Origin of the sequence: Sphingopyxis sp., assembly GCF_965279755.1 — a bacterium.
In the GTDB taxonomy this organism is placed as follows: Bacteria; Pseudomonadota; Alphaproteobacteria; order Sphingomonadales; family Sphingomonadaceae; genus Sphingopyxis.
In genome coordinates this window covers 785,219-812,047 of sequence record NZ_OZ257261.1, presented here as the reverse complement: position 1 = coordinate 812,047, position 26,829 = coordinate 785,219, and the positions used below count along the sequence as shown (strand labels likewise).

Genomic DNA, 26,829 nt, shown 5'->3' with positions numbered 1-26,829 from the left:
ATGGTCACCCCCGCGCCTTCGCTTCCGAAAGACTTCTCGCAGCTCTCGCTGACCGAGGCGGCCGAGTTGCTCGCGGCGCGCAAACTGCCGCCGGTCGAAAGCTGGCACCCCGAGCGCGAGGGCGACAGTTTCATGGAAATCCATGCCGATGGAAGCTGGTATCATGAAGGTGGCCGGATCAACCGCCCCGCTATGGTGAAACTCTTCTCCACGATCCTTCGCCGCGAACCCGATGGCAGCCATGTCCTCGTCACGCCCGCCGAGAAGTTGGCCATCGCGGTCGAGGACACGCCGTTCCGCGCGGTGGAGATGAAGAGCGAAGGCGAGGGGGAGGGGCGCAAGCTCGTCTTCCGTCTCGACACCGACGATCTGGTCATGGCCGGACCCGATCATCCGCTGACCTTCGGCAACGACCCCGACAACCCCGACCCGCGGCTCCATGTGCGCGGCACCGTCGGGAACGGCCTCGAGGCGCGCATCGACCGCGCGCTCTATTACGAGATTGTCGAGATGGCGCTGGCCGACGCGGGCGAACCGCCCGCGATCTGGTCGAACGGCGCGCGCTTTCCGCTGGTGGACGCCTGATGCTTTCGGAAAAATTGCGCGACGCGCTCGACAATCTGCTTCCCGAAGAAGGATCGGACGAGGGCTATCTGCTCCATGGGGAGCGGCTGCGCGATGCGGCGGTGCTGATCGCCTTCACCGATCGCGCCGATCCGGGCGTCATCCTGACGCAGCGCCCGCAATGGCTGCGCAGTCATGCGGGGCAGGTCGCCTTTCCCGGGGGCAAGATCGATCCGTGTGACCGCGACGAGGTGGACGCGGCGCTGCGCGAGGCCGAGGAGGAGATCGGACTACACCGCCGCGATGTCATGATCGCCGGGACGACCACCCCCTATCGTTCGGGCAGCGGCTATCACATCACCCCGGTGCTCGGCGTGATCCCGCCCGACCTGCCGCTCGATCCGAACCCTGACGAGGTCGAGGCCTGGTTCGAAGTGCCGCTCGACATCCTGTTCGACCCCGGCAATTATCAGCGCCATCATGCCAATTGGCAGGGGCAGGACCGCCATTATTACGACATGGACTGGCAGGGGCGACGAATCTGGGGCGTGACAGCGGATATCATCGTCAATCTGGCGCGGCGGTTGCCCGCGGGCTGGCATCGCTGAGATGGCGGTGACGACGCTCCCCGACGCCGAGTGGCGGACGGCGCCCGGCCTGAGGCGCATCGTCGCGGCGCTGCGCGCTGATGGCGGCGCGGTGAAGGTCGTCGGCGGCGCGGTGCGCGACACGCTGCTCGGGCATGGCGTGACCGACATCGATCTTGCGACGCCGCTGCTGCCCGACGAGGTGACGCGACGGCTGGAGGCGGCCGATATCAAGGTCATTCCCACCGGTATCGCGCATGGCACCGTGACCGCGATCGCGAGCGGCCATCATCACGAGATCACGACCTTGCGCCGCGACGTCGAAACCGACGGCCGCCGCGCGACGATCGCCTTCGCCGACGACTGGCGCGAGGATGCGGCGCGGCGCGATTTCACGATCAACGCGCTCTATGCTGATCCCGACAGCGGCGCTGTCGACGATTATTTCGGTGGCCTTGCCGATCTGGAGGCCGGCTGCGTCCGCTTCATCGGCGACGCGGCGACGCGGATTGCCGAGGATCATCTGCGGATCCTGCGCTTCTATCGCTTCGCGGCGCGGTTCGGGCACGGCGATCTGGAGCCCGCCAGTCATGCCGCAGTGATCGCGGCGCGCCAGTCGCTCAAAAGCCTGTCGCGCGAGCGTGTAGCCGATGAACTGCTGAAGATCTTGTCGCTGCCCGATCCGCGCGGGATCGTGGGGCAGATGGCGGCCGACGGGATCTTCGAGGTGATCCTGCCCGAACTGGCGGGTGATTTCGCGGCGACGCTTGACCGGCTACTCGCCAACGAGGCTGCAGCGGGCGTCGATCCGGCGGCGCTGCGTCGCTTCTCGGCGTTGCTGCCTGCCGACCCTGCCGTCGCCGAGCAGGTCGCAAGCCGCCTGCGGCTATCGACGCGTCAGCGCAAGCATCTCGCCGCGCTGTCGGCGCATCGCGGTGATCTGCGCCCGCCGCGCCAGCTCGCCCACGCGATCGGGGTCGAGGGTTCCCGCGACGCCTGGTTGCTGAACGGCGACGCCGCATCGGCGAAAAGTGCCGTCGATACGCTCGCCGACTGGACGGTGCCGGTGCTTCCGATGAAGGGCGGCGACATCATCGCGCGCGGCGTGACCGTGGGCCCGGAAGTCGCGCGCCTGTTGCGCGAGATCGAGGCCGCGTGGGTGGCGGAGGACTACCCCGATGCGGCGCGCGTCGCCGCACTAGCCGATCAGATGATCGGGCGCGCCAGCGACTGACGCCAATAATTGAGCGCCGCATTGGCCTCCATCGGCCGCGCGAACAGGAAGCCTTGCCCGAAATCGCAGCCGAGCGCCGACAGCAGTCGCGCCTGATCGGCGGTCTCGACGCCCTCGGCGGTTGTCCGCATGCCCAGCACCTCGGCAAGGCTCTGGATCGTGCGGACGATCGCGGCCTTGTCGCGATCCTCGACCATATGGTCGACGAAGCTGCGGTCGATCTTGAGCACGTCGAGCGGCAGGCGCTGCAGATAGGCAAGGTTCGAATAGCCGGTGCCGAAATCGTCCATCGCGACGCGCGCCTCGAGCGACTTCAGTTCGCGTAACACCGACAGCGCGAGGTCTGGATCGCCGATGATCGCGCTTTCGGTGAGCTCGATCATCAGCCGCTCACCGCCGATCGCGTTGGCGGTGAGGGCATCGCGCACCACTGCGGCGATGTCGTCGCGTACCAGCTGGATCGCCGAGACGTTGACCGAGATATAGCAGTCGACCGGCTTGCCGCCATTCTGGCGGTCCCAGTCGGCGAGCGTCGCCGCCGCCTTGCTGATCGCCCATTGGCCGAGCGGAACGATGAGCCCCGAATCTTCGGCGATCGGGATGAATTCGGTGGGAGAGACCGACTGGCCGTCACTCGTGTTCCAGCGCGCCAACGCCTCGAACCCGGCGACGGTGCCGGTCGAAAATTCGATCAGCGGCTGAAAGTCCAGACGCAGCCGGTCTTCCTCGATCGCGCTGCGCAGTTCGGTTTCGAGGCCGAAGCGATTGTCGGCAAGAATGGCGGCCTCGGGCTCGTAGATTTCGATGCGGTCGGTGCGCTTGGCGCGCTTCAATGCGATCTGCGCGTGGCGGATCTGATCGGCGATATTGGTGTCAATCGTGGGCTGAATCGCGCAGCCGATCGCGCAGTCGACGCTGACTTTCAGTTCGCCGATGCGGAACGGATGGTCGAAGCAGCCGCGGATACGGCGCGCCATTTCGCGGACGTCGGCCTTGCCGCCCGGAACCCGCGAGGAGATGGCGAACTCGTCACCCCCGGTGCGCGCGAGAATGTCACCGCTACGCAGGCTCGATTTCAGCCGGCGAGCGACGGTGATGATCAGCTCGTCCCCCGCCATCGGCCCGATATGCTCGTTGATGCGGCTGAAGCGCGCGAGGTCGAGCAACAGGATCGCATGGTCGCCGCTCCCTTCGGTGTCGCCGCGCTGCTCGACCAGCTCCTCGAAGCCGGCGCGATTGGGCAGGCCGGTCAGGCTGTCGGAGACGAGTTCGCGGCGCAAGTTGCGCTCGGTCATCATCTCCTGCGTGCGATCGATCAACGTCAGCAGGAAGAGCGAGGCTTCGCCGCACTCGTCGGCGAGCGGACCGATCGAGCCGCGCAGGTCGCGCGCGGCGACACCTTTGCCCAGCCGGCATGAAAATTCCTGCGGGCCATCGGCACTCTGTGCGGCGCGTTCGATCGCGCGGCGCAGTTCGATGGGAGCGTTCACCCCGGCGGGCGAAAGATCGAGGCGATCGAACGCGGCATTGCTCGCGTGCAGGCTGAAATTGCCGCGCGACAGGGGGCGTATCAGCGCTGCCGGCACGGGCAGGGCGTCGATCCAGCCGACAAACAAGGATGGCCGGTCTTCGCCGGTTCTATCGATTGGCATAACAGTGGGTTTGATGCGACCTTTCCCCATTGGCAGTGGCCTAAGGGGTGGGAAGTAAAGAAGGGATTTACGGCTACATCCAAATACGATCAGTTGAAGCGATTGTTCCTTGGAAAGCCCGTCGGCGGCATCCGGCCCGACGCGCTGCGGGCAACGCGCCAGGGCCCCACGTCGGTTTCGGTCCGTGTACGGCCGGTATCGCCGCCCATCGCCCAGCTCAGACCTTCGGCAAAGATGAAGCTGATCGCGTCGGACAGGCCGCCGTCGCGATATTTCTGCAATGTTACCCCTTGGCCGCGTGCCATCACGGGCATTTCGGCGATCGGGAAGATCACGAGTTTGCGGTTCTCGCCGACCACCGCGATGCTGTCGTCGGTCGGCGCGATCGGCCGGACGACAGACAGATGTGCCTTGGGCTTCAGATTGACGACGTTGCGGCCCTTGCGCGTCTCGGCAACGACATCGGACATCTGCGCGATGAAGCCGTGCCCGCTGGACGAGGCGAGGAGCAAGCGGCCTTCGGCGCTTGCCGGGATCATGGCCATGATGCGCGCCTCGGGATCGATATCGACCAACAGGCGCAGCGGTTCGCCGAACCCGCGCCCGCCGGGCAGCTTGTCGGCGCCGACGGTGTAGAAACGCCCGTCGCTCGCCGCGATCAGCAGCTTGTCGGTCGTCTGCGCATGCGCGGCAAAGGCGAGTTCGTCGCCTTCCTTGAACTTGAACTCGGCCCACTGATCGGCCGCGACATGGCCGCGCTGCGCGCGGATCCAGCCGCGCTTCGACAGGATCACCGTCACCGGTTCCTTCTCGATCATCGCGTCGAGCGGGATGTCGCGCGCCGGCGCAGCTTCGGCCAGTGTCGTGCGGCGCGCGCCGAGTGGGGTTTCGGGGCCATAGACGGTGCGGAGCGCGCCGAGGTCGCGCTTCAGGCGCGTGCGCTGGCGCGCCGGACTCTCCACCAGCTTTGCCAGATCCTCACGCTCGGCGATGAGATCGGCCTGCTCGCGTTTGAGCTCCATCTCTTCCAGCTTGCGCAGGGAGCGGAGGCGCATGTTCAGGATCGCTTCGGCCTGCCTGTCGGTCAGTTCGAACTCGGCCATCATCATCGCCTTCGGCTCATCCTCGGTACGGATGATCTCGATGATCCGGTCGAGGTTGAGGAAAGCGATCAGATAGCCGCCGACCAGTTCGAGCCGATCGTCGATCTTGCCAATACGATGCTCGGCGCGGCGGACGAGGACAATGATCTGGTGCTGCAGCCATTCGGACAGAAGCTGGTGCAGCCCCATCACCTTTGGCGTCCGCGTCGCGTCGAGGACGTTGAGGTTGAGCGCGAAGCGGCTTTCGAGTTCGGTCAGCCGATAGAGGCTTTCCTTCAGGATGTCGGCATCGACGTTGCGGCTCTTCGGCACCAGCACGATGCGCAGATCCTCGGCGCTTTCGTCGCGGACATCCTCCAGGATCGGGAGCTTCTTGTCCGCGATGAGCTGCGCGATCTGTTCGATCAGCTTGCCCTTGGCGACTCCGTACGGAATCTCGCTGATGACGAGCTGCCAGGTGCCGCCCGCCTGCTTTTCGATTCCACTCTCTTCCCACGATCCGTCGGACTGTTTTCCCGTCGAAAACCGTGAGCGGACCCGGAAGCTGCCGCGGCCGGTCTGATAGGCGTGGGCGATCGTCTCGGGGCTGTCGACGATGATGCCGCCGGTCGGGAAGTCCGGCCCTTTGACATAGGCTAGCAGGTCGGAAAGCTCCGCCTTCGGATTGTCGAGCAGCACGAGCGCGGCGTCGATCACCTCGGCGGCATTGTGCGGCGGGATGTTCGTCGCCATGCCGACCGCGATCCCGCTCGCGCCGTTCGCGAGCAGGTTCGGGAACAGCCCCGGCATGATTTCGGGCTCTTCGTCTTCGCCGTTATAGGTCGGCTTGAAATCGACCGTGCCTTCGTCGAGGCCCTGCATCAGGTCGATCGCGACGCGCGTCAGCCGCGCCTCGGTGTAACGGTAGGCTGCGGCATTATCGCCGTCGATATTCCCGAAATTGCCCTGGCCGTCGACGAGCGGATAGCGGAGTGAGAAATCCTGCGCGAGGCGGACCATCGCGTCATAGACCGCGGTGTCGCCGTGCGGGTGGAATTTACCGATGACATCGCCGACGACGCGCGCCGACTTTTTGTAGCCCTGCGACGGGTCGAGCCGAAGCGCGCGCATCGCCCACAGCAGGCGGCGGTGGACGGGCTTCAGGCCATCGCGAAGGTCGGGCAGCGAGCGCGCGGTGATCGTCGAGAGCGCATAGACCAGATACCGTTCCGACAGCGCGCTGTCGAACGGGGTGTCGATGCCTTCGCCCGGGGATTTGGGGGGCTCGGAAGGAGGAAGATCGTCGGAATTACTCGCCATTGTCTGGCGCCGATAGCAAGCGCAGCGTCACAAGGCAAAGGGCGATGATCGCCGGTGCCGCCTAATAGAGATTGTCCTTATAATCCTTGTCGAGCGCGCGTTGCATCAGGCCGGGGATCGAGACCGCGGCGCTCGCGATGCGTGCGCCAAGCCCCTTGTCGCGGTTGAGCCGCACATGCTCGGCAAACATCTTCGCCGGCTTGATGTCGGCGGGCGCGTCGGCGGCAGGCCAGAGCCGCGCGCGTTCGAGCGCCGGGCTCTTCCGAAGCGCGATCTGCGGTTCGTCGACGCGCGTGACGAGCAGCGGTGTTTTGTCCTGCACGGTGAAGGGCGCCCGCGCATCCTCGTCGCTCGTCAGCGCCGCGCTCCCGGTCAGGATCGCGACCTGACACGAACCAGGCTGCAAAAGCGCTGCCGCGATGCGCGGCTGCGCGATGATGTTGCGGAAACTGTCGGTGCGCCGGTTGCCGGGCCGGTCGGGGAAGCATAGTCGGCCTTCGTCCAGCCGCGCCATCGCGCCCGCCGGGTCGCCTTTCGGACTGAGATCCGCGCCCCCGTCGGCTCCGACCGTTGCCAGCGCGATGAAGCTGGTCGCGCCAATGAAATCGCCGATGGTATCGGGCGCGGTTTCGACGGGGGTGGCGTGCCAGAAGTCCGACCGGATCAGCGCTTTCGCGCAATGGCCGTAGCATTCGTCGACCGCGATGCCGGCCATCCCGTCCTCGGCGCCCGCCACACGGCCGTTGATGCGTAGCGTCTCGCCGACGCCGGGCAGCAGAAAGAGTGAGCTGAAGCTCGCGCTCGGCTGCAAAAGGCCCGGATCGTCGATCAGGTCCAGCGGCAGGGCGAGCATATTTGCGTCGGCGCGCGCAAAGCCGGCCGGACCTCCGGCGAGCGTGATGGCAATCGCCTCTCCCTCGCCAACTCCTGTGAACATCAGCGGTGACGAAGCAAGCCATCGCTGCGCCATGGCATCGATATGGTCGATGACCTTCAGATTGACCGCCGGCGGCTGCTTGCCGACGACGGCTTCGAGCGCATCGATACTGTCAATCGCGGCCATGGATCGTCTCTCCCGTCAAAGCTGCGGCCCGATGATCGCGTCGCGGCCGGGCTAAAGGCGGCCGGTCCGCGCGATAGGCGGTCCATTCGGCGCCGAAACGTTCGGCCATCATCCGCTCCTCGCGCGGAATGCGGAGAAACCACATGGCGGCATACTTCGGATGACGGATACGGCCGTATAAGCCGCCCGTCACTAGCGAAGGCCCGTCGCGAACCTCCAGCCCCGGGCTCCAGTTGCGGCCCAGATCGGCGTGGCTGCGCCAGAATCGCCAGAGAAAGGCGGCGCCGAAGGCGGCTGCCCAGTCGGGCAGGCGATCGTCGGCAAAGGCGAGCACCGGCGTTGCGAGGTGGACGAGCGGCAGCAAAATCATCGCGAGGAACATCGCCGAAAGCAGCAATTCCATTTTCGCGCCAGCGAAGAAGTGCGAACAACAACAGGGCCAACCCCGGCCACGGCCGTCGCGATCGACGGCAGGCTGATCGGCATCGAACGGCGGTTGTTGTCGGTCATCTCATCCTCCCTTGGCAGTTATTATGATGACATAGTTGCAAATGACTCGCAATAACTATAGACGCACAGCATCCAGCGTGGAGAATCGAACGCATGTACGCCTTTGTGGACCGCCCGGTCGAAAGCCTGTCGAACAGCGGGCGCTTCCTGTTGTGGGCGATGCGGGGCTGGGTCCACGCCGCTGCGAACGGAGCATGTCCGCCGCAGGTGCTCCGGCAGGGTTTCTCTGTAACGGGGGCGTTGTCCGCGCTGCCCGACTTCCATACCGCGATGGCGCTGATCGGCTCGCAGGCAGGTCCCATCCTCGCCTTGGCGCCCATGCCATGCCCCCGGGTTTCAGAGCATGAAGCAATTCTGCTTGGACTTTGGCAGGGCGTTGCGCTGGAAGACCGCGCGACCGCCCATGCTACCCTGACCCTGCTGACCGGCTGTCCCGATACCGGGCCGGCCGCGTGGGCGATGGGTGCGACGATCGAGCGGCTGGCTATCGCCGGATTTGACCCGTCGGCCCTGCTGGCCGGCACCTTGAAGCATCAGGAAAGTTCCAAGTGATGAGTGACCGTATTGCCGCCGCCGCGAAACTCGCGCCCTCCGCCTCGCTGACTGTCGAGGAGGTGCTGCGCGTCCGCCACTGGAACGAGCATCTGTTCAGCTTCTCGATCAGCCGCCCGGCGAGCTTCCGCTTCCGGTCGGGCGAGTTCGTGATGATCGGCCTGCCGGGCGGTGAGGGACGTCCGCTGCTGCGCGCCTATTCGATCGCCAGCCCCGCCTATTCGGACGAGCTCGAATTTCTGTCGATCAAGGTGCCCGACGGCCCGCTGACTTCGCGCCTGCAACTGATCCAGCCCGGCGACCCGATCTATCTCGGCCGCAAGCCCACCGGGACGCTGGTCGCCGACGCGCTGACCCCCGGACGGCGGCTGTTCCTGCTCTCGACCGGCACCGGGCTCGCGCCTTTCCTCAGCCTCGCGCGCGATCCGGACATCTACGAGCGCTTCAACCAGATCGTGATCGTCCATTGCGTGCGGCAGGTGAGCGATCTCGCTTTCCGCGAGGAGCTGGAAAGCCAGCTCGCCGGCGATCCGCTGGTGCAAGATCAGGCGCTGCTGCAGTTCCATTATCTGCCGACGGTGACGCGCGAGGCCTTTCGTTGCGAAGGGCGCATCGACGCGCTGATCGAGGACGGCCGGATGTTCGGCCATCCGCTGACGGGCGCCAACCATTTCGACCCCGCGACCGACCGCATCATGATGTGCGGCAGCATGGCGATGATCCGCGATCTTCAGCACCGCTTCGAGGCGCTGGGATTCAAGGAAGGCTCGAACGCCTCACCCGGCGACTTCGTCATCGAACGGGCGTTCGTGGGATGAGCCCCGCGCCTTCCCCCGGGGAAGGCTTCAAGGCTTGTCGGCGTAGGCCTTGACCAGGTCGAACATATAGTCGCGTCCGACATAGACTGACCGCACTTCCATGCGCTCGTTCAGGCCGTGCGCGCCATTGCCGTCGGGGTCGCCCCACATGCCGGGGATACCATAAGTCGGAATGCCGACCGCGCCGAGGAAGGTTGCGTCGGTATAGCCGTTCGCCATCGACGGGATGACCTTCAGCCCGGGCCAATATTTGCTGACCAGCTTCTGCATCGGGCCAATGACCTTGGGGGCGAGCGGCGGCGCGGGCGGAGCGGGGCGCTTGGGCGCCAGCTGGGTGATCGTGACGCCGCTGTCGCCGATCACCTTCGCAAGCTCGTCCCTGATCGATTCGATGCTGTGGCCCGGGAAGATGCGGCAATTGATATTCGCCCCGGCGCGCTGCGGCAGTGCGTTCGGTGCGTGCCCGCCGTCGAGCAGGGTCGCGACGCAGGTTGTCCGCAAATTGCTGTGCAGGAAGGGATCCTTGTTGGCGATCACTTCGGCCGCCTTGTCCGCGGGGTTCTTCGCGAGCGCGACCATCGCCCGGCCGGTCTCGTCATCGCGCGCCGCGCCGGCTTCGGCAAAGAAGCGCCGCGTCGTGTCGGTCATCTCGACCGGAAAATCATAGGCCTCGATCTTCGTCAGCGCGTTGGCGAGCTGATAGATCGCATTGTCGGGGACGGGGGCCGAGCTGTGGCCGCCGGGGTTGCGCGTTTCGAGGCGGAAGTTGGCAAAGGTCTTCTCGCCGACCTGCACCGACTGGCCGAGTATCTTGCCCTTGCCGTCGCTGTCACCGCCGCCGCCTTCGTTGAGCGCGAATTCGGCGTCGATCAGTTCGCGCTTGTTCGCCGCCAACCATTCGGCGCCGTTGAACGCGCCGTTCGTTTCCTCGCCGCAGGTGAGTGCGACTTTCACCGTCCGTTTGGGTTTGTACGCCTGCTGCTTGAAGCGGATCAGCGTGTCGATCCAGACCGCCGCCTGCGCCTTGTCGTCGGCTGTGCCGCGGCCATAAAAATAGCCGTTCTCCTCGACCATCACGAACGGGTCGCGCTCCCAGTCCTCACGCTTCGCCTCGACGACGTCGATATGCGCGATCAGCAGGATCGGCTTCGCACTCTTCGACGTGCCCGGATAGACGGCAACGAGGCCGCCTTCCTTGGGATGTTCGGGCGTCGCGAAAAGCGTGAGCTGATCGTCGACGAAACCCGCGGCTTTCAGCCGCGCCGCCATACGCTCGGCCGCGAGCGTGCAGCTTCCCGAAGACAGCGTCGTGTTGGTTTCGACGAGTTCCTTGTAAAGGTCGCGAAAGGCGAGCTGATCGGGGCGCGGTGCTTCCTGCGCGATACCCGGCGTCGTCACCAGCAACGCCGAGATCAGCAGCGCGGTCGCCTTCCTCATCACCCCGTTTCTCCCTTTAAAGCTGAGGAAGCTAAGGAGCAGAAAGCAGGGCAGGCTGCAAGCCGCTTGCGCGTCCGCACGCTTTCGCGCAAGTGCAGGCGAGGGAGAGAATTTTGACTGCTATCGAAGACGACCCGCCGGGGCTCGTGGCGCGCGCCGTGCGCCGGTTCCTGCTACTGCTTTACCGCATCCGCGGCTGGAAGGCGGTTGGCGAGGTGCCCGAACCGCGCCGCTTCATCATCATCGCGGCGCCGCACACCAGCAACTGGGATTTCGTGAATTATCTGGGGCTGACCGCCGACCTTGGCGTGCGGCCGCATTTCATGGGCAAGCTGTCGCTGTTCAGATGGCCGCTCGGCGGCTTCATGCGCCAGATGGGCGGGGTTCCGGTCGACCGCAGACATGCCAGCAACGCCGTGCAGCAGATCGTCGATGAATTTGCGCGCCGCGCCGAATTCATGCTGACCGTGGCGCCAGAGGGGACGCGCGGCAAGGCAAAAAGGTGGCGCACGGGCTTCTACCAGATTGCGCTCGCCGCCAAGGTGCCGATGGTCGTCGGGATGATGGATTACGGGACGAAGACCGGCGGGCTTGGGCCGCTGATCTGGCCGACGGGCGATTTTCGCGCCGACATGATGAAGGTGTTCGAGGTCTATAAGGGCTGCATCCCCAAATTTCCCGAGCGGGCGGTGCGCTCGATCGACGATATATTGGGGACCGACGAAGCGTAGGGAGGCATATGGATGAGCGATGTGCTGACAATGCTCGGGGTCAATTTCGCCGGGCTGATCGGGGTGATCCTGATCCTGTGGGCGATTGCGGTCCGCATTCGCGACGTCTCCTTCATCGACGCCTTCTGGGCGTTCGGCATGGTGCTGCTCGCCTGTGCGAGCGCGCGGCAGGCCGGGATCGCGGCGCCGCACGGCCAATGGCTGCTCGGCCTCACGACGCTGTGGGGGCTCAGGCTTGCGATCCATCTGTTCCTGCGATGGCGCGCGGCCGGCGAAGACCCGCGCTATCAGAAGATATTGGGCGGCGTGATGAAACAGCGTGGCTGGAGCTGGGCGCTGTCGGCCCTGATCATGGTCTTCCTGATGCAGGCGCCTTTGCTCTTCCTCACCTGCCTGCCCGCGCAGATCGGAATCTGGGCGAGCGCCGCCGACCCGGCATCGGCGGTCGGCATCCTTGGCTGGATCGGGATCGCGGCGGCGCTGACCGGCATCGCGTTCGAGACGATCGGCGATGCGCAGCTCCATGCCTTCCGCAAGAATTCCGCGAACAAGGGCAAGGTGCTCGACACCGGCCTCTGGCATTACACGCGCCATCCCAATTATTTCGGCGACACGCTGACCTGGTGGGGCATCTGGCTGGTGGCGGCCGACATCGGCATCGGGGTGGCGCTGGCGAGCGTCATCGGACCCATCTTCCTGACCTTCACGCTCACCCGCTGGTCGGGCAAGGCGCTGCTTGAAAAGGGCCTCCACAAATCCCGTCCCGGCTATGCCGATTATGTCCAGCGCACCTCGGGCTTCTTTCCATGGCCGCCAAAGACCAAGGCCTAGGAACTGCGGAAACTCCCGCCAACGTATCGGCGCTGGGCGATGCGCCACGCATCCGCGCGATCCTGACCGCTGCCGCGCGCGAGGGGCGCTGCGTCAGCTATTCCGAACTGCTCGGCGACCTCGGCTTCCGCTTCACGCGGCCTAAGATGCGCGCCGTGTGTCGCACGTTGGAAGAGGTCGACCGACTCTGCGCGCTCGACGGCGAACCCGATATGGCGGTGCTGGTGGTGCGTGAGAGCGACCGGCTGCCGGGGCAGGGCTGGTGGGTCGGCGGGACGGCGCTGCTGCTCGGCTACGACGGTCCGTGGGAAGGCGCGGCGGCGGCGCGTTTCATCCGCGAACAGCAACAGGCGGTGTTCGATTATTGGGAGAGGCGATAAGCATGGGCGAATGGGTCGTCGGCGTTGTCCGTATCCTGCTCAGCCTGATGCTTTTCGCCGGGCTCCATGAGTATGCGCCGCGATCATGGGGTGGACTCGCCGTACTCCTCGCGCTTGCCGTTCTCAGCTTTCTCGTCACGTTCTTTCACGAACTCGCCCACGCCCTGGCGGTCTGGTGGCAGCGGGGGACCGTGCTCGCCATTTCGGTGTTCGGTCTGACCTATGTACCCCGACAGCGGCGCCTGACCTTCGAGCCTTTACCGCGAGGCGGTGATCTTGGCGGCTTCGTCCGGTTGCGCCCGCCGGAAGGTGGCTGGACACGGTGGCAACATGCCATCGTGCTGGCTGCGGGGCCGCTTTCAGACGCCATTGCGGCTTTGCTGGCGCTGGCGGCATCGGCTGCCCTGTCGATGTCCGCTTCCTCTCCGGAGGCGCCGTTGGCGTCGATGTTGATGGTGGTCGCCTTTATCTCCTCGCTCGGCAACCTGCTTCCGTATCGTGGCAGCGACGGCGCCGGATTGCTGGCGTTGTGGCGCGGCCGCAACCGGTTTGCCCGGACGAAGAAGCCGGATAAAAAATGATGCCATAAACAATGGGAGAGCAGGATGAACGAAAGGCAGCGGGAAACGGCCGAGCGTTGCTTGGCCGGCGCGACGCGCAACGCGATGGATTTTCCGGCGATCGTCGGCGCGCTGATCGACGCGGGCTTCGAAAGCTATGAGGTCGATTTCCGGCGCGGGGAGGCGGTCTATTTCCTGCCGTCGGGCGAAAGCATTGTCCTACCGATCCACCGCGACGATACCGATATCGGAACCGCGTTCGATGTCGCCGCAGTGCAGGCCGCGATCCGCGAGGCGCAGGCGAACGCGCCCGGCTACACCTATGCGGGCTTTTGCGCGAAGGTGAAGCGCGCGGGCTGCGTCGGCTATATCGTCTCGTTTCCGGGGCACCGCGCGGTCTATCTCGGTCGCACCGCCGAGGCGCATGTCGAGCATTTCCCCGACACTGATTGAGCGCGCCTAGAGCTTTCCGATCCGCCCGATCGCATCGCGAAGGCGCGGCCGCAGCTCGGCGGCAAAGGTCTGCGTATGCTCGCGGTAGATGCGCAATATCTCGTCAGTCGGCTCACGCTCGCCGACGATCGCGGTTTCCTTTTCCAGCATCTTCGCATTGTCCTCGATCGTCATTTCGACGACCCGGACGTGGCGCCACAAGGTGACATCGTCGATCTTCGACGTGGCGCGCGCGTGCGCGAAGACCTCGCGCCCAAGATTAAGCTGTTCCAGCAGCGAGACGATGTCTGCTTTCTGCTTGTGCCGGTCGGGTTCGCCCGCATCGCCGCGCGCGATCTTGCTCAGCGTGACATCCAGATCTTCGAGCGCCCCCTTCAGCAGGTTGACGTCGTCGCGCCGCGCCGTCCGCCGCGTCCGGTCGGCAACATAGATGGCGGTGCCGGTCGCGCCGCCGATGCCGACCATCGCGCCCGCGAAGGCCAGCCAGTCGCCAGGGCCCGCGCCATGGATTGCGGCGCGGGCGATCAGATAGACGACAACGACGGCGAGCCCGGTCAGGCCCCCGACAACGGCTTCGCCGACTTTGTCCCGGATCGTCATGCGCGCCGCGTTACTTCTTCAGCCCGATCTCGCGCAGCCGCTGCTGCAAATACTCGTCGGCGGTAATCGGCGTGGGATAGAGGTTCGGATGCGACGCATCGACGCAGCTTTCCAGCGTCTCGATCGGATAGTCCGAACGGAAATGGAGGAAGAAGGGCATCGAGTAGCGCGCGACGCTGGCGCGGCCCGCGTCGGGGTTGCGGACGCGGTGCGTTGTCGAGGGCAGCTTGTTGTTGGTGAGGCGCTGCAGCATGTCGCCGACATTGACCGCCATCGCGCCCGGCGGCGGCGAAACGGGAAGCCAGCTGCCATCCTTGTCGAGGATTTCGAGCCCGGCCTCCTCGGCGCCCAGCAGGAGCGTGATCGTGTTGATATCCTCATGCGCTTCGGCGCGGATGCCCTTTGCCGGCGCCGCGACCGGCGGATAGTGGAGCAGGCGCATCACGCTGTTGCCGTCGGCGACCGTGTCGTCGAAGAAATCGGGCGCGAGGCCGAGGTAGCGGGCGATCCCCGACAGCAGGCGCGCGCCGACGCGGTCGAATTCGGCGAAAAGCTTGTCATAGACGGCGCGAAAGCCCTCGACCTCGGCCGGCCAGACATTGTTCGGCTGCTGCGCGGCGAGCCGGTGCCCGGCGGGCAGGTCGCGGCCGACGTGCCAGAATTCCTTGAGGTCGACTTCCTTCGCACCCTTGGCGATTTCGGTGCCGAACGGTGTATAACCGCGCGCACCGCCGCCGCCGGGGATATGATAGGCGCGCTTCTGATCCTCGGGCAGCGCGAAGAAGGTCTTCGCCTTCGCCCAGGCATCGTCGATCAGCGCCGGGTCGATCCCATGGTCGGTGATCATCGCAAAGCCAAAGCGCTCGAACGACGCTCCGAAATCCTTCGCGAACTGATCGGCGGGGAGCGACATGGAAATGACGGGAACGACAGCAGTCATGCGGGATAAGTCCATCTGATAAGGGGCGGCGCCGGTCAGGCGCGTCATGAGTCGCGATTTAGGCGCTGCGCGCCGACGGTTAAAGGGAAAAAGGCGGTTCCGTCGCGCGGGCGGCTCGGCTAAGCCCGCCGCCATGGCAAAGCAATATTGGCTGATGAAATCCGAACCCGACGCCTATGCGTGGGAGCAACTCGTCAAGGACGGGGCCGGGATGTGGGACGGGGTGCGCAATCACACCGCAAAGCTCAACCTGATGGCGATGAAGGTCGGTGACGAGGCGCTGTTCTATCATAGCAATATCGGCAAGGAGTGCGTGGGGATCATGACGATCACCGAAGAATCCTCGCCTGACCCCACCGCTGAAGAAGGCGCGCCCTGGGTAATCGTCCGCGTCGCGCCGGTGCGCGCGCTGAAGCATCCGGTGACGCTCGCGGCGATCAAGGCCGACCCGGCGCTGGCCGATATGGACCTGATCCGCCAGTCCCGCCTGTCGGTCGGGCGCGTTACGCCCGCCGAGTGGAAGCATATCCTGAAAAAGTCGGAAAAAGCCGGGGGTTGATAGCCCGCGGTCAGTATGTCAGCGCAGCTTCACCTGCAGATGCTGCGCGACCGACGGATATAGCGGGCGAACGAATTCGCAGCCGAAATTATTGCCTTCGCCGCGACGGACGACCGCTTCGAGCGGCTCAAGGCCGGGGAGGCTGACCCAGATCGTCTTGCCGATCTGCGGACGCGCGAAGGTCACCATGCGAAAGCCGCTCGCCGACAGGTCGAACAGTTCGACGTCGAACGGATTGAAGCCGGGTTCGCGAAAGCGTGCGCGGCCGCATACGGGTGCACGTTCGCCGCGCCGCGCCTGCGATGCGGATTTGGTATTGGTCCTTGTAAGCACGTCTTTGCGTCCCACCCCGTTTTCGATTCGGGCGAATTTAGTGCGCTATTGGTTATTCCGAAGTGAAGGAACATGGTGAATTTCAGGGGCGCGGCGGGGCGTCCCCGATCGCCATCAGATATCCGGGATAGGGGGTGACGAGCCGGCTTGCCTCGCGCCATTCGGCGGTCAGCCAGCGCTCATGATCCTCGGGGGCGAGGATCAGCGGCATCGCCCCCGGATTGAAGCGTTCGAGCAGTCCGTTCGGCTCGGTCGACAGGATCGCAAAGCCCGGCCAGTCCTCATTCTGACGCTGGATCCCGGCAAAGGCGAAGACCGGCCGGCCGGGGAGCGAGGCCCAATGCTGGCGTCGGGCTCCGGCCGTTCCCGACCACAAGGCAAAACTCGTTGCCGGGATCAGGCAGCGCAGCTCGGGGTGGCGAAGTGTCCCGATCCAGAACGGACTCGACAGGTTGCGAACGCTGGTGACGGGCTGCGTCCCCTGCGGCGGGGGCGGCACGCCCCAAAGTTTCGGACGCAGGTAACGGCGCAGACCGCCGCGGCTGTCGGGGGCGATGACGGGAGCCGGTCGGCCGGGGGTCACATAATCGCCCGTCCACGGATCGCGGCCGGCGTTGACGTCGAACGCGGCGGCGATCGCGGCGGCAGGCGCATCGAGGCGATAGAGATTCATGCGGACACGCTCGCCGGGCGATGGCGGCGTGTCAATAATGCCCTGTGCGGGCGCGCGCTGTGCCGCAGACTATTTGTCCAAGGGCGATGACGCCGGCGCCCATCATTCCGCAACCGGCGAAGCCGAGGATGCTGAGGCAACCGAGACCCATGAGGGTCGAACGGATGATATCGATCAGTGGAGGTGCCCCATGCTGGACATGAGGGGGATCATCTAAAAATAGTAAAGACAGGGTTTGCTGTGATGTCGTCTACTTAATATTTTCTAATCCATGATTGGATTTCGGATGAGAATTCGGAAACATTGTTAAAAAAACTATCTGAAATTTCTTTGTCTATACCCGCAATATTTCCCGAGAAATACATATCATCTACATAGTTCAAAGGATCTATCATAGATTTTTCGGTTTTTCTTATAGATTTTCCTGTAAATTTTCTTACGGTAATTGCACTGTACAAGCGTCTGCTGCCGAAATCTCGGTCAACATACCCGTTTCCGGCAAAAATTATTTCTATGTAGCAATATGAATTTGACAAATATGCGCGAGAATTTGACTTAATAAGTGACCTATATTTATCTATACTCATTGCTGGTTCATATTTAATATCATATCGAGATATGGGGAAGTATTTTTCTAAATCTACCTTTTTGAAGGTATTGATTTGGCTTTCGGCATCTAAAAATTTCTTTAGACGCGACGCGATCGTGTTGGGCAGATCCGGGTCACCCGGCGCGCGCGCCATTCTCTGCACTTGGGCGCCGCTTTGGCCGGTCGCTGATACGTGAAGTTCGCATTTTTCGGTGGATGGCTCCGCCGCTAAGTCGGCGCCAGGCACTATTAGGCCGGCAAGAATCGCCAAGGTGACTTTGGGTGCCTGCATATATCCCCCTGCCTGATGAAATCAGCTAGTCGCGGATTGGGTCGACGCGCCCGCGGCCGACCTTGACTGCGCTCCGCGCCTTCTTGGTATCGACGCGTTTTGCTTTGGCCGCCTTGCTCGGCTTGGTCTTGATGCGTTTTTCCGGGCGGACGAGCGCAGCGTCGACCAGTTCGTTCAGCCGCGCCCGTGCGTCGGCGCGATTGGCCTCCTGCGTGCGGAAGCTTCGGGCCAGAATGACAAGTTCGCCGGCTGCGGTCATTTTGCTTCCCGCCAGCGTCTTGAGCCGCCGATAGGCGTCGGGCGCGAGGCCCAGCGCGAAGACGTCGACGCGCAGCTGGCACGCCGTCGCGACCTTGTTGACATTCTGTCCGCCCGGCCCCGTGCCCGCGAGAAATTTCTCGCTGATCGCGCTTTCGGGGATGTCAGCCACGGGTCGGCGATGCGCCTTCGGGCGGCGAAAAGCCGAGCGCGGCAAAGCGGTCGGGGAAGGGGGCTTCGGCGATTATGGACGGCTTGACGTCACGTTTTACGACGAGCCGTTCGGCATGGAGCATCGTGCGGTCCCGCGCCCTGCCGTTGCCGTAGACGGGGTCGCCGACGATCGGAAAACCAAGTCCTTCGAGCGCATGGACGCGCAGCTGGTGGGTGCGGCCGGTCTCGGGGCGGAAGCGCAGCAACGCGCGGCCATTTTCGACCGCCAGCTTTTCCCAATGCGAAACCGACGGCTTGCCCTGCGGATCGACCACCATGCGCCACCCTGTCTCGGCCGTCGATGTCTTGCCGAGCGGCAGGTCGATCGTGCCGCCGTCATCTGCAGGCACGCCATCGATGATCGCAAGATATTGCTTCTCGACCTCGCGGCTTTCAAAGGCGCGCGTGAAGCGCCCGTGCGCCTTGGGGTTGCGTGCAAGCAGCAGGCAGCCCGAGGTGTCGCGGTCGAGGCGGTGGACGGGCAACGGCCAGCGCTTGAAGCCGAAGCGGAGGCTGTCGAGATGGTTTTCGAGGCTGAGGCTGCCGTCGCGCGGCGCGTCGACGGGCAGACCCTCGGGCTTGTCGATGACGAGAGCCTCGCCGTCGAGAAACAGGACATGGTTGGAAAGAAGCATGCCGCGCTATACGGCGACCGCCTCCTCGCCGAAAGCGTAAACGTCCATCGCGAGCACGGCGTAAGTCGTGCTGGCGTGGAGGCGCCGTGCGTGCAGGCCGCCGGCATTGGCGCCGGCGCCCATCGCAACGAACAGCGGCAGGATATGGTCCGGCGTCGGATGATTGTCGCGGCCGTGCGGCGCGCGGTCGACCGCGTGGAGCACATCATCGACGGCATTCGCTTCCATGCGTCCGGCGACCCATGCGGTGAAGTCGCTGACCCACGCCGGTGCGGGGGCACCGATCGGCGGGCGCGTCGTGAAGAAAGCGCGCAGATTATGGGTGATGCTGCCCGATCCGATGATCAGGACGCCCTCGTCGCGCATCGGTGCGAGCGCTTGTCCCAGCGCATAATGCCATTCGGGCGGGGCGTTCGAGGCGATCGAGAGCTGGACTACCGGAATGTCGGCCTCGGGGTAGGCGACCGACAGCGGCACCCATGCGCCATGGTCGAGCCCGCGATCGGGGTCCGCGGTGACGGTCAGGCCGTGGCCCGCGAAGAGTTCGACGATGCGCTGCGCGAGCGCCGGGTCGCCCGGCGCGGGATAGCGCATCGCGAACAGTTCGTCGGGAAAACCGCCGAAGTCGTGGATCGTCGGCGGCGCGGGCGAGGCGGTGACTGTCGCGGCGCCTCCCTCATACGCCGCGTCATGATGCGCTGATACGACGAGGATCGCGCGTGGACGCAATAGGCGGGTACCCAGCCCGGCGAGGAAATCCCGCGCCGGGCTGGGCTCAAGCGCCATCATCGGCGAGCCGTGCGAAACGAAAAGGCTCGGGAGACGGCGCATCGAATCAGGCCGCCAGTTTCGCCGCCGTCTTCGCGACGCGGTCGCCAAGATAGCGCGCGCCGCCCAGATCGGCCTCGCTCGGCTGGCGCGAGCCGTCCGCGCCGGCAAGGGTGGTCGCGCCATAAGGCGCACCGCCCTTGACTTCGTCGACGCCCATCTGGCCGGCATAGCCATAGTCGAGCCCGACGATCGTCATGCCGAAGTGAATGAGGTTGGTGAGGACCGAGAAGAGCGTCGTTTCCTGACCGCCATGCTGCGATCCGGTCGAGGTGAACGCTGCGCCGACCTTGCCGTTCAGCTTGCCCTGCGCCCAGACGCCGCCGGCGGTGTCCCAGAAGCTTGCCATCTGGCTCGCCATGCGACCGAAGCGCGTCGGGGTGCCGACGACAATCGCGTCATAGTTGGCGAGTTCGTTCGGATCGCTCAACAGCGGATGCGCGGTGTCGGTCTTGAAACCTGCGGCCTGCACGACGGCAGCCGGCGCGGTTTCGGCGACGCGGCGGATGTCGACCTCGGCGCCCGCTGCGCGTGCGCCCTCAGCGACGGCGTCGGCCATCTGCTCGATGTGGCCATAGCTTGAATAGTAAAGCACCAGTACCTTAGCCATCATATCGTCCTTTCGTAGTGGTCAAACGGGGAAGCCGCCGCCAGCCGGGAGGGCCGGCGGCGGCTCGTGTGTCAGGCGGCCTGCTTCAGCGCATCGATCGCGGCGGTCGCGCGGGTTACCGCTTCGCCGTCCATCATCTGCTGGCCCGCCTCGATCACGGTGACGTCGGTGATACCGACAAAGCCGAGGACATGGCGGAGGTAGCCGGTTGCGAAGTCATAGTCGCTGCCCACGGGGACGCCGCCCGAGGCGACGACCAGATAGGCCTTCTTGCCCTTCAGCAGGCCTTCGGGGCCGGTTTCGGTGTAGCGGAAGGTGCGGCGGGCGCGGGCGATCAGGTCGACCCAGGCTTTCAGCGAGGCGGGAATGCCGAAGTTGTAGAGCGGCACGCCGATGACGATCGTGTCGGCGGCTTCGAGTTCCGCGATCAGCGTGTCCGAGGCATCGAGCGAGGCTTTCTGATCATCGCTGCGGTCGCCGTCGTCGGTGAAATTGGCGCCGACCCAAGCTTCGGTCAGCAGCGCGGGCGGCGTCGCGGCGAGGTCGCGGACGGTGACGCCGGCGCCATAGCCCTGTTCGACGAGGCGGGCGACGAGCTGGTCGGTCAGCTGGCGGGTGGTGGAGCCAGCGTTGCGGGCGCTGGCATCGACGCGGAGAATATGGCTCATGATCTTGCTCCTTAGACTTGTAGGGAAGAAGGGGGGTGGGCCGCCGCCAACAGGGAGGGGGACGAGCGGCGGCCCGGGGGGTGTTACAGACTGTCGACGAGAACCAGTTCGGCGTCGTCGATGGCTTCGACTTCGATGGTGCCGACATCGCGGAGCGCAATGCCGTCACGGGGGTCGGCTTCCTCGCCATTGACGCGGATTCGGCCCTTGGCAGCGACGAGGTAGGCGTGACGCCCGCCTTCGAGGTCATAGGAGACGCGTTCGCCGGCATTCACCGTTGCCGCCGCCACACGAGCGTTGGCGCGGATCGGAAGAGCATCGTCGCCCTCGACGCCGCTCGCCAGGGTCACGAACTGACCCGAACGGTCGGCCTGCGGGAACTGGCGCGCGCCCCAACCGGGATTGCCGCCATCACGGTCGGGCATGATCCAGATCTGGAAGAGCGTCGTTTCCTCATCCTCGAGGTTGAACTCGCTGTGCGTCACGCCGGTGCCGGCGCTCATCACCTGGACGTCGCCCGCCGCGGTACGGCCGGTGTTGCCCATCGAGTCGCGGTGCGTGATTGCGCCGGTGCGGACATAGGTGATGATTTCCATGTCGCGGTGCGGGTGCGGCGGGAAGCCCGACTGCGATGCGATCGCATCGTCGTTCCAGACGCGCAATGCGCCCCAGCCCATGCGATCGGGCTCGTAATAGTTCGCGAACGAGAAGTGGTGACGGGCGTCGAGCCAACCATGGTTGGCGTGACCCAGCGTGTCGAATTTGCGGATGTCGATCATGGGCTAGTCCTTTCTCTTGGTGCCGCACCCTTTGGCATCGGTGCCGGGCGGCTCATCTGTTGAGGACAAAATAGGGACTAGGATCGTTTCGAAAATAGCGTAGATGGAAAATCATCGTTTCCATATGGAGGGCATTCGTGGCGCTTCCCGATTATGAAGGCTGGGCCTGTTTCGTCGCCGTGGCCGACGGCGGCAGCTTCACCGCCGCCGCCGCGTCGCTGGGCCTTTCGAAAGCGAGCGTGTCGAAAGCGGTAACACGGCTCGAGGCGTCGCTGGGCATCACCCTGCTGCACCGCAGCTCGCGCGTCGTCGCGGTATCGACGGCGGGCGCGGGGTTGCTCGACGAAGCGCGTGCGATGGTTGCGGCGGCGACCGCTGCGACCGAGGCGGCGCGCGTTGACCGCGTCGACCTGGCGGGGCCGATCCGTCTTGCGGCACCGATGAGTTTCGGGATCAAGGTGCTCGGCCCGCCGCTCGCTGCCTTTCTGGACAAGCATCCGGCGGTAGAGATCGAAGTGTTGCTAAGCGATGCGCGACACGACCCAGTCGCTGAGGGGATCGACCTGACGCTGCGTATCGCACCGCTCGCAGACTCGAGCTTGCTGGCGAGGACGATCGCGCCGGTTGCGGCGTCGGTGCTTGCGAGCCCCACCTATCTGGCGCAGCGCGGCACGCCGAAGCATCCGCTCGACCTCGCCGGTCACCGCCTTGTCGGCTATGGTCATCGCCAGCGCGCGATGCCCCTCCATTTTCAGCGCAAGGGCGAAGAGGCGACGGTGCTGCCATCGGGGCCACTGTTCACCAATAATGGCGACATCGTCGTGCCGCTGCTCGTCGCGGGAGGCGGGATCGCAGTCCTGCCCGACTTCATCGCCGCCGACGAACTCGCATCGGGAGCGCTCGTCCGCATCCTGACCGACTGGTCGATGCCGCAGGCGCATCTGCACTTGTTATCGCCACCATCGCGCCTGCGGCCAGCCCGTGTCCGCGCGCTTTCCGACTATCTGGTCGACAATCTGAAGCTGTCCTGCACCGGCGCCCACGAGCAACTCGCCGCGCTCGGTAACCGGTGATCGCCCTCATCTTACTGTTGCAGATAAGCCGCGACTCGTGGATTCCTGCGGGTTAAATCAAAATTAACCTTTTCCCTTCATTGCTTTCATGGTTAATGTTCCGGCAGTCCTGCAACGGGGGTGTTCGGTGGCACACGAGAGAGCCGCAGACGGGTTGCGGGTCCATCGTGGGAAACAGTCCCGGTCTTCGGGATGGATTAAGGGGTGCCTAATGCGCGTACTGCTGATCGAGGACGAGCCGACGACCGCCAAGGCGATCGACACGATGCTCACCACCGAAGGCTTCAACGTCTACACCACCGACCTCGGTGAGGAAGGCCTGGATCTGGGCAAGCTGTATGATTACGATATCATCCTGCTCGACCTGAACCTGCCGGACATGCACGGCTATGACGTGCTGAAAAAGCTCCGCACCGCCAAGGTGCAGACGCCGGTGCTGATCCTGTCTGGTATTTCGGAAATGGATTCGAAGGTGCGCTCTTTCGGCTTCGGTGCCGACGATTATGTCACCAAGCCGTTCCACCGCGACGAACTGGTCGCCCGCATCCACGCGGTCGTCCGTCGTTCGAAGGGCCACAGCCAGAGCGTCATCAAGACGGGCAAGCTGGCGGTCAACCTGGATACCAAGACGGTCGAGGTCGACAGTACCCGCGTGCACCTGACTGGCAAGGAATATCAGATGCTCGAGCTGCTCTCGCTCCGTAAGGGCACGACGCTCACCAAGGAAATGTTCCTGAACCACCTGTATGGCGGCATGGACGAGCCCGAACTGAAGATCATCGACGTCTTCATCTGCAAGCTGCGCAAGAAACTGGCGCTCGCCTGCGGCGGCGAAAATTACATCGAGACGGTCTGGGGGCGCGGCTATGTGCTGCGTGATATCGACGACGAAGGAAATGAAGTGCGCCGGGTCGCCTGACGCACCAGTCTTTAACTCCGATCAAGAGTTATACCCGAGAGCCGGCGCGGAGCGATCCGCGCCGGTTTTTCGTTGGCGGCGCGGTGCTTGGCACTTGTCGGTGGACGACGGATGGCCATATCCTTCGCCATTGCCCATCCGCAAAGGCCCGCCAGACATGGCCGCACGCAATCGATATTATCACGGTCCGGTCTCGGATCATTTCGACGGTACCCGGTTCTTGAACCCTGCGGGCGAGCCCGAGACCGACCGGTCGTTCGGAGACCTGCTGAGATGGCGGCGTGACGCCGTCGATAATGCCTGGCCTTCCGCGGTTGGCGTTGCGCCCGTCGTTCCCGATGCACGGGTCGATGGCCTGCGGCTCACCATGGTGGGCCATGCGACGCTGCTGATCCAGATCGGCGGGCTCAATCTCCTTACCGATCCTGTCTGGTCGGATCGTGCGAGCCCATTGGCGTTTGCAGGCCCGAAGCGCGTGACGGCGCCGGGCGTGGAACTGGACGCGCTGCCGCCGATCGATGCGATCCTGCTTTCGCACAATCATTATGACCATCTCGATATGGCGACGCTCGCAAAGCTCGTCGCCCGCCACGATCCGTTGATCGTGACGCCGCTCGGCAACGACCGGATCATTCATCGGCGGGTGCCGAAGGCGCGGATCGTGGCGGGCGACTGGGGCGATCATTTCGACGTTGCGCCGGGCGCGACGGTGCATATCGTGCCCGCGCTGCACTGGTCGTCGCGCGGGCCGCGCGATCGCCGCATGGCTTTGTGGGGCGGCTTCGTTCTGGAGGCCGCCGGGAAGCGGGTCTATTTCGCGGGCGACACGGGCTATGGCACCGGTGCTATCTTTCGCGACATCGGTGCTCGCTTCGGGCCGGTCGACCTCGCGATCCTGCCCATCGGCGCTTATGATCCGCGCTGGTTCATGGCCGCCCAGCATTGCGACCCCGAGGAAGCGATCCGGATCATGCTCGATGTCGGCGCGAAAGCCGCCGTCGGCATGCACTGGGGCACGTTCAAGCTGACCGATGAGGCGCGCGACGACCCCGAGCGGCGCCTTGCCGCCGGGTTGTTGGCGCGAGGGATCGAGCCAAGCCGCTTTGCGGCGCTTCATCCGGCCGATGTTGCTGACTTCGGCTAGCGAGACGTCCCTCTAACGTTTTCGACCGAAATGCCCCGGCAAGTTGGTCGCGAGCGTCAGGCCTGGACGCCAGGTGTCCATCTTGGGCGCGGGGATGATCTGGAATTCGGCAACGCTATCGGTCGTGCGCAATTCGTCGCCGTGCGCGGCGCGCAGGCGGGCGGTTTCGACCGGCTTGTCGGTTTCGACGCCAAAGCGTTTGCCCGCGACCCAGCGCACCGTGCCCACCATCGGCTCGTGCCCCGGCAACAACACCGTCATGCGTTCGCCGATCTGGAGGATGTGCGGGCCCTGACCGCCGATGCCGGTCTCGGAGACATTGCGGATCGTGACGTCGAACTGGCCGAGCCGCTGGCAGCCGAGCGCGGCCTTGACCAGCCGCGACTGGCGCGGCTGACGCTTTTCGGCAGGGGCGGGTGAGGCAACGGCCTCGGGACTCGACATGGGCGACCATCATTTCGTTCCGCCTGTCACCCACGCCAGGCGGTTATTTTGGTCCCATCACTGCCATAACGCGCGAAGGTAAATTTTCGTTTGCCGACTTTATCAATTATCGCGGCGGCGGAAGCCCGCCGAATGTGACGATGCTTTCGTGACCGTCGCCGGAAATAGCTGAAACACCGAAGAAATTATCGTCCACGATGACGCCGGGCAAAATCAGCTCGGCAGGCGTCGTCGCCGGGACGAGGCGGGAATCGGACCAGCCGCTACGGTCGGCGCGGCGCCAGTAGACGCGATATCCGGCAGCGCCGTTAACCGGTGTCCAGCGCACCGTCGTATCCGAACTCACCGCGCCGTCGATACTGACGCTTTCGGGCGCGGATGGCGCATCGGCCAGCTCGGCCGCGAGCGCGACGTTGAGCGCGGTGACCCGCGCCAGATAGGGAAAGTCCATCTCGTCGACGGTGTCGCCGTATTTGCGACCGTTTTCGGTGCGCAGATCCTGATGCTGATGGTCATAATCCTCGATCCCCACAGTGAAGCGGATCGCCGGATAGCCAAGTTCGAGCGAGGGGAGATGGTCACCGCCGCGGCGGAACCGGTCGGGACGACGCACTGCAAGCACTTCGAGGCCGATCGCCGGATTGCGTTCCGACGCACGGATCGCGGCCTTGGCGAGCGCACGCGACGGGCCGTCGTCCTCGCCGCCGATTCCGCGCCGCGCCAGTTGCGCCGCCAGATCCTCCGACGCGCGAATGCCCTCGCTGAAGACACGGACCCGGTTGTCGACGATCGTGCCGTCGGTGCCGTGAACGCCGCCGACGATGTCGTTGTTGAGCATTGCGATGACCCGCCATCCCTTGGCCTTGGCGTGCGAGGCGATCAGCTTGCCACCCCACAGTCCCTGCTCTTCGCCCGAGAGCAGGGCATAGACGATCGTCGCGCGATGCTTCTGCTTCGACAGCAGCTGTGCCGCCTCCAGCACCAGCGCGGTGCCCGACCCGTCGTCGTTCGCACCGGGCGCATCCGCGGTGAAGTTCATGACGTCGGTGACGCGGCTGTCGATGTGGCCGGCAATGATGACAACCTCGTCCGGATCGCTGCCCTTCTGAATCGCAAGGACATTTTCGACGATTACACCGTCCGGCGCGCGCGGACCTTCGAACCGGTCGCTGATCCGTTCGACGGTCAGGCACCCGCCGCATGCTTTCGACAGCCGCGCGAATTCTGAGGCGCCCCAGTTGCGCGCGGCGCCGATACCACGCTTGGGGTCGGTCGCCGACGACAGCGTATGGCGGGTGCCGAAGGAGACGAGCGTTTCGACGATTGCTTTCAATCGCGCCGGATCGGCGGCCGGCGTTTCGTCTTTCGCTTGAGCGGCGACAGGCGCGGCGAAGAGCAGCACGGCGAGCAGGCTGTATCTGAGCATGCCGCTTCATGCGGCGCGGGCAGCGCGGATGCAAGAGGCCCGTCGCGCGGGGTTTCCACGGGCGGGCCTCTC

32 protein-coding genes are annotated in these 26,829 nt (G+C 64.9%); 14 read left to right on the top strand and 18 right to left on the bottom strand.

Annotation, left to right across the window (positions count from 1 at the left end; all coding sequences use genetic code 11):
* From ACQY80_RS03920 to ACQY80_RS03910, 3 genes are read left to right on the top strand one after another with little or no spacing between them, the layout of a single operon-like run.
* Positions 1-585 carry a DUF1285 domain-containing protein gene (locus ACQY80_RS03920; protein ID WP_428683837.1) on the top strand — a complete coding sequence of 195 codons (585 nt, stop codon included), beginning with the start codon at positions 1-3 and terminating at the stop codon, positions 583-585.
* Positions 585-1,172, top strand: coding sequence for a CoA pyrophosphatase (locus ACQY80_RS03915; RefSeq protein ID WP_428683835.1), 588 nt, complete (start codon positions 585-587; stop codon positions 1,170-1,172). Before ACQY80_RS03920 ends, ACQY80_RS03915 begins: the two co-directional genes overlap by 1 nt.
* Before the next feature lies 1 nt (position 1,173).
* The gene (locus ACQY80_RS03910; protein ID WP_428683833.1) at positions 1,174-2,385 is read left to right on the top strand and encodes a CCA tRNA nucleotidyltransferase; all 1,212 of its coding nucleotides are present in this window, start codon (positions 1,174-1,176) and stop codon (positions 2,383-2,385) included.
* Here ACQY80_RS03910 and ACQY80_RS03905 read toward each other — a convergent pair.
* The 4 genes from ACQY80_RS03905 to ACQY80_RS03890 all read right to left on the bottom strand — a co-directional run bounded on the left by ACQY80_RS03905 (position 2,358) and on the right by ACQY80_RS03890 (position 7,905).
* Complete coding sequence (locus tag ACQY80_RS03905) at positions 2,358-4,037, bottom strand: putative bifunctional diguanylate cyclase/phosphodiesterase (protein WP_428683831.1); 1,680 nt, start codon at positions 4,035-4,037, stop codon at positions 2,358-2,360. The two genes, ACQY80_RS03910 and ACQY80_RS03905, sit on opposite strands and share 28 nt — an antisense overlap.
* An 89-nt stretch (positions 4,038-4,126) precedes the next feature.
* Entirely contained in the window at positions 4,127-6,439 is a 2,313-nt protein-coding gene (parC, locus tag ACQY80_RS03900; RefSeq protein WP_428683829.1) for a DNA topoisomerase IV subunit A, read from the bottom strand.
* Between the two features lie 61 nt (positions 6,440-6,500).
* Entirely contained in the window at positions 6,501-7,502 is a 1,002-nt protein-coding gene (locus ACQY80_RS03895; protein ID WP_428683827.1) for a pyridoxamine 5'-phosphate oxidase family protein, read from the bottom strand.
* Entirely contained in the window at positions 7,489-7,905 is a 417-nt protein-coding gene (locus ACQY80_RS03890) for a hypothetical protein (RefSeq protein WP_428683825.1), read from the bottom strand. The genes ACQY80_RS03895 and ACQY80_RS03890 overlap by 14 nt, the downstream gene beginning before the upstream one ends.
* Positions 7,906-8,105: 200 nt before the next feature.
* Between ACQY80_RS03890 and ACQY80_RS03885 the strand changes: the two genes are divergently transcribed.
* Positions 8,106-8,564, top strand: coding sequence for a hypothetical protein (locus tag ACQY80_RS03885; RefSeq protein WP_428683823.1), 459 nt, complete (start codon positions 8,106-8,108; stop codon positions 8,562-8,564).
* Positions 8,564-9,382, top strand: coding sequence for a ferredoxin--NADP reductase (locus ACQY80_RS03880; RefSeq protein WP_428683821.1), 819 nt, complete (start codon positions 8,564-8,566; stop codon positions 9,380-9,382). Before ACQY80_RS03885 ends, ACQY80_RS03880 begins: the two co-directional genes overlap by 1 nt.
* A gap of 27 nt (positions 9,383-9,409) precedes the next feature.
* On the opposite strand, the gene ACQY80_RS03875 is transcribed toward ACQY80_RS03880, so the two are convergent.
* The gene (locus tag ACQY80_RS03875; RefSeq protein ID WP_428683819.1) at positions 9,410-10,819 is read right to left on the bottom strand and encodes a M20/M25/M40 family metallo-hydrolase; all 1,410 of its coding nucleotides are present in this window, start codon (positions 10,817-10,819) and stop codon (positions 9,410-9,412) included.
* A 113-nt stretch (positions 10,820-10,932) separates the two neighbouring features.
* Between ACQY80_RS03875 and ACQY80_RS03870 the strand changes: the two genes are divergently transcribed.
* From ACQY80_RS03870 to ACQY80_RS03850, 5 genes are read left to right on the top strand one after another with little or no spacing between them, the layout of a single operon-like run.
* Complete coding sequence (locus ACQY80_RS03870) at positions 10,933-11,550, top strand: lysophospholipid acyltransferase family protein (RefSeq protein ID WP_428683817.1); 618 nt, start codon at positions 10,933-10,935, stop codon at positions 11,548-11,550.
* A 12-nt stretch (positions 11,551-11,562) separates the two neighbouring features.
* Positions 11,563-12,381 (top strand): DUF1295 domain-containing protein, encoded by an 819-nt coding sequence (locus ACQY80_RS03865; protein ID WP_428683815.1) that lies wholly within the window; start codon positions 11,563-11,565, stop codon positions 12,379-12,381.
* Positions 12,357-12,761, top strand: coding sequence for a ribose-phosphate pyrophosphokinase (locus tag ACQY80_RS03860; protein WP_428683813.1), 405 nt, complete (start codon positions 12,357-12,359; stop codon positions 12,759-12,761). Before ACQY80_RS03865 ends, ACQY80_RS03860 begins: the two co-directional genes overlap by 25 nt.
* A gap of 2 nt (positions 12,762-12,763) precedes the next feature.
* Complete coding sequence (locus ACQY80_RS03855) at positions 12,764-13,342, top strand: site-2 protease family protein (RefSeq protein WP_428683811.1); 579 nt, start codon at positions 12,764-12,766, stop codon at positions 13,340-13,342.
* Positions 13,343-13,366: 24 nt separating this feature from the next.
* Complete coding sequence (locus ACQY80_RS03850; RefSeq protein ID WP_428683809.1) at positions 13,367-13,774, top strand: DUF1398 domain-containing protein; 408 nt, start codon at positions 13,367-13,369, stop codon at positions 13,772-13,774.
* Positions 13,775-13,780: 6 nt separating this feature from the next.
* Here the strand turns inward: ACQY80_RS03850 and ACQY80_RS03845 are convergent, their stop codons facing one another.
* Together ACQY80_RS03845 and ACQY80_RS03840 are read right to left on the bottom strand one after the other, a co-directional pair.
* Entirely contained in the window at positions 13,781-14,374 is a 594-nt protein-coding gene (locus ACQY80_RS03845) for a hypothetical protein (RefSeq protein ID WP_428683807.1), read from the bottom strand.
* 10 nt (positions 14,375-14,384) lie between these two features.
* Positions 14,385-15,314 (bottom strand): isopenicillin N synthase family dioxygenase, encoded by a 930-nt coding sequence (locus ACQY80_RS03840; RefSeq protein ID WP_428683805.1) that lies wholly within the window; start codon positions 15,312-15,314, stop codon positions 14,385-14,387.
* A gap of 133 nt (positions 15,315-15,447) precedes the next feature.
* Between ACQY80_RS03840 and ACQY80_RS03835 the strand changes: the two genes are divergently transcribed.
* Positions 15,448-15,873, top strand: a complete 426-nt coding sequence (locus ACQY80_RS03835) for an EVE domain-containing protein (RefSeq protein WP_428683803.1) — start codon at positions 15,448-15,450, stop codon at positions 15,871-15,873.
* An 18-nt stretch (positions 15,874-15,891) separates the two neighbouring features.
* Here the strand turns inward: ACQY80_RS03835 and ACQY80_RS03830 are convergent, their stop codons facing one another.
* The 9 genes from ACQY80_RS03830 to ACQY80_RS03790 all read right to left on the bottom strand — a co-directional run bounded on the left by ACQY80_RS03830 (position 15,892) and on the right by ACQY80_RS03790 (position 21,751).
* Positions 15,892-16,206: a PilZ domain-containing protein gene (locus ACQY80_RS03830; protein WP_428683801.1), complete on the bottom strand. Its 315-nt coding sequence runs from the start codon at positions 16,204-16,206 to the stop codon at positions 15,892-15,894.
* Between the two features lie 82 nt (positions 16,207-16,288).
* Positions 16,289-16,879: an SOS response-associated peptidase family protein gene (locus ACQY80_RS03825; protein WP_428683799.1), complete on the bottom strand. Its 591-nt coding sequence runs from the start codon at positions 16,877-16,879 to the stop codon at positions 16,289-16,291.
* Positions 16,880-17,133: 254 nt separating this feature from the next.
* Complete coding sequence (locus ACQY80_RS03820) at positions 17,134-17,760, bottom strand: hypothetical protein (protein ID WP_428683797.1); 627 nt, start codon at positions 17,758-17,760, stop codon at positions 17,134-17,136.
* A 25-nt stretch (positions 17,761-17,785) separates the two neighbouring features.
* Positions 17,786-18,190 carry an alternative ribosome rescue aminoacyl-tRNA hydrolase ArfB gene (arfB, locus tag ACQY80_RS03815; RefSeq protein ID WP_428683795.1) on the bottom strand — a complete coding sequence of 135 codons (405 nt, stop codon included), beginning with the start codon at positions 18,188-18,190 and terminating at the stop codon, positions 17,786-17,788.
* Positions 18,183-18,866, bottom strand: a complete 684-nt coding sequence (locus ACQY80_RS03810) for an RluA family pseudouridine synthase (protein ID WP_428683793.1) — start codon at positions 18,864-18,866, stop codon at positions 18,183-18,185. The genes arfB and ACQY80_RS03810 overlap by 8 nt, the downstream gene beginning before the upstream one ends.
* A gap of 6 nt (positions 18,867-18,872) precedes the next feature.
* Positions 18,873-19,697, bottom strand: a complete 825-nt coding sequence (locus ACQY80_RS03805) for a DODA-type extradiol aromatic ring-opening family dioxygenase (RefSeq protein ID WP_428683791.1) — start codon at positions 19,695-19,697, stop codon at positions 18,873-18,875.
* A 4-nt stretch (positions 19,698-19,701) separates the two neighbouring features.
* Positions 19,702-20,304, bottom strand: a complete 603-nt coding sequence (wrbA, locus tag ACQY80_RS03800; RefSeq protein WP_428683789.1) for an NAD(P)H:quinone oxidoreductase — start codon at positions 20,302-20,304, stop codon at positions 19,702-19,704.
* A 71-nt stretch (positions 20,305-20,375) separates the two neighbouring features.
* Entirely contained in the window at positions 20,376-20,972 is a 597-nt protein-coding gene (locus ACQY80_RS03795; protein WP_428683787.1) for an FMN-dependent NADH-azoreductase, read from the bottom strand.
* A gap of 83 nt (positions 20,973-21,055) precedes the next feature.
* Complete coding sequence (locus ACQY80_RS03790; protein WP_428683785.1) at positions 21,056-21,751, bottom strand: pirin family protein; 696 nt, start codon at positions 21,749-21,751, stop codon at positions 21,056-21,058.
* 137 nt (positions 21,752-21,888) lie between these two features.
* On the opposite strand from ACQY80_RS03790, the gene ACQY80_RS03785 reads away from it, so the two are divergent.
* From ACQY80_RS03785 to ACQY80_RS03775, 3 genes are all read left to right on the top strand, one after another.
* On the top strand, positions 21,889-22,824 hold the full coding sequence (locus tag ACQY80_RS03785; protein ID WP_428683783.1) for a LysR family transcriptional regulator: 936 nt from the start codon (positions 21,889-21,891) through the stop codon (positions 22,822-22,824).
* A gap of 211 nt (positions 22,825-23,035) precedes the next feature.
* Positions 23,036-23,743 (top strand): response regulator transcription factor CtrA, encoded by a 708-nt coding sequence (gene ctrA, locus ACQY80_RS03780; RefSeq protein WP_260580901.1) that lies wholly within the window; start codon positions 23,036-23,038, stop codon positions 23,741-23,743.
* Between the two features lie 157 nt (positions 23,744-23,900).
* Complete coding sequence (locus tag ACQY80_RS03775) at positions 23,901-24,887, top strand: MBL fold metallo-hydrolase (RefSeq protein ID WP_428683780.1); 987 nt, start codon at positions 23,901-23,903, stop codon at positions 24,885-24,887.
* A 12-nt stretch (positions 24,888-24,899) separates the two neighbouring features.
* Here the strand turns inward: ACQY80_RS03775 and ACQY80_RS03770 are convergent, their stop codons facing one another.
* Together ACQY80_RS03770 and ACQY80_RS03765 are read right to left on the bottom strand one after the other, a co-directional pair.
* Entirely contained in the window at positions 24,900-25,331 is a 432-nt protein-coding gene (locus ACQY80_RS03770) for a PilZ domain-containing protein (RefSeq protein ID WP_428683778.1), read from the bottom strand.
* A gap of 106 nt (positions 25,332-25,437) precedes the next feature.
* The gene (locus ACQY80_RS03765; protein ID WP_428683776.1) at positions 25,438-26,757 is read right to left on the bottom strand and encodes a M28 family metallopeptidase; all 1,320 of its coding nucleotides are present in this window, start codon (positions 26,755-26,757) and stop codon (positions 25,438-25,440) included.
* Between the last annotated feature and the right edge of the window lie 72 nt (positions 26,758-26,829).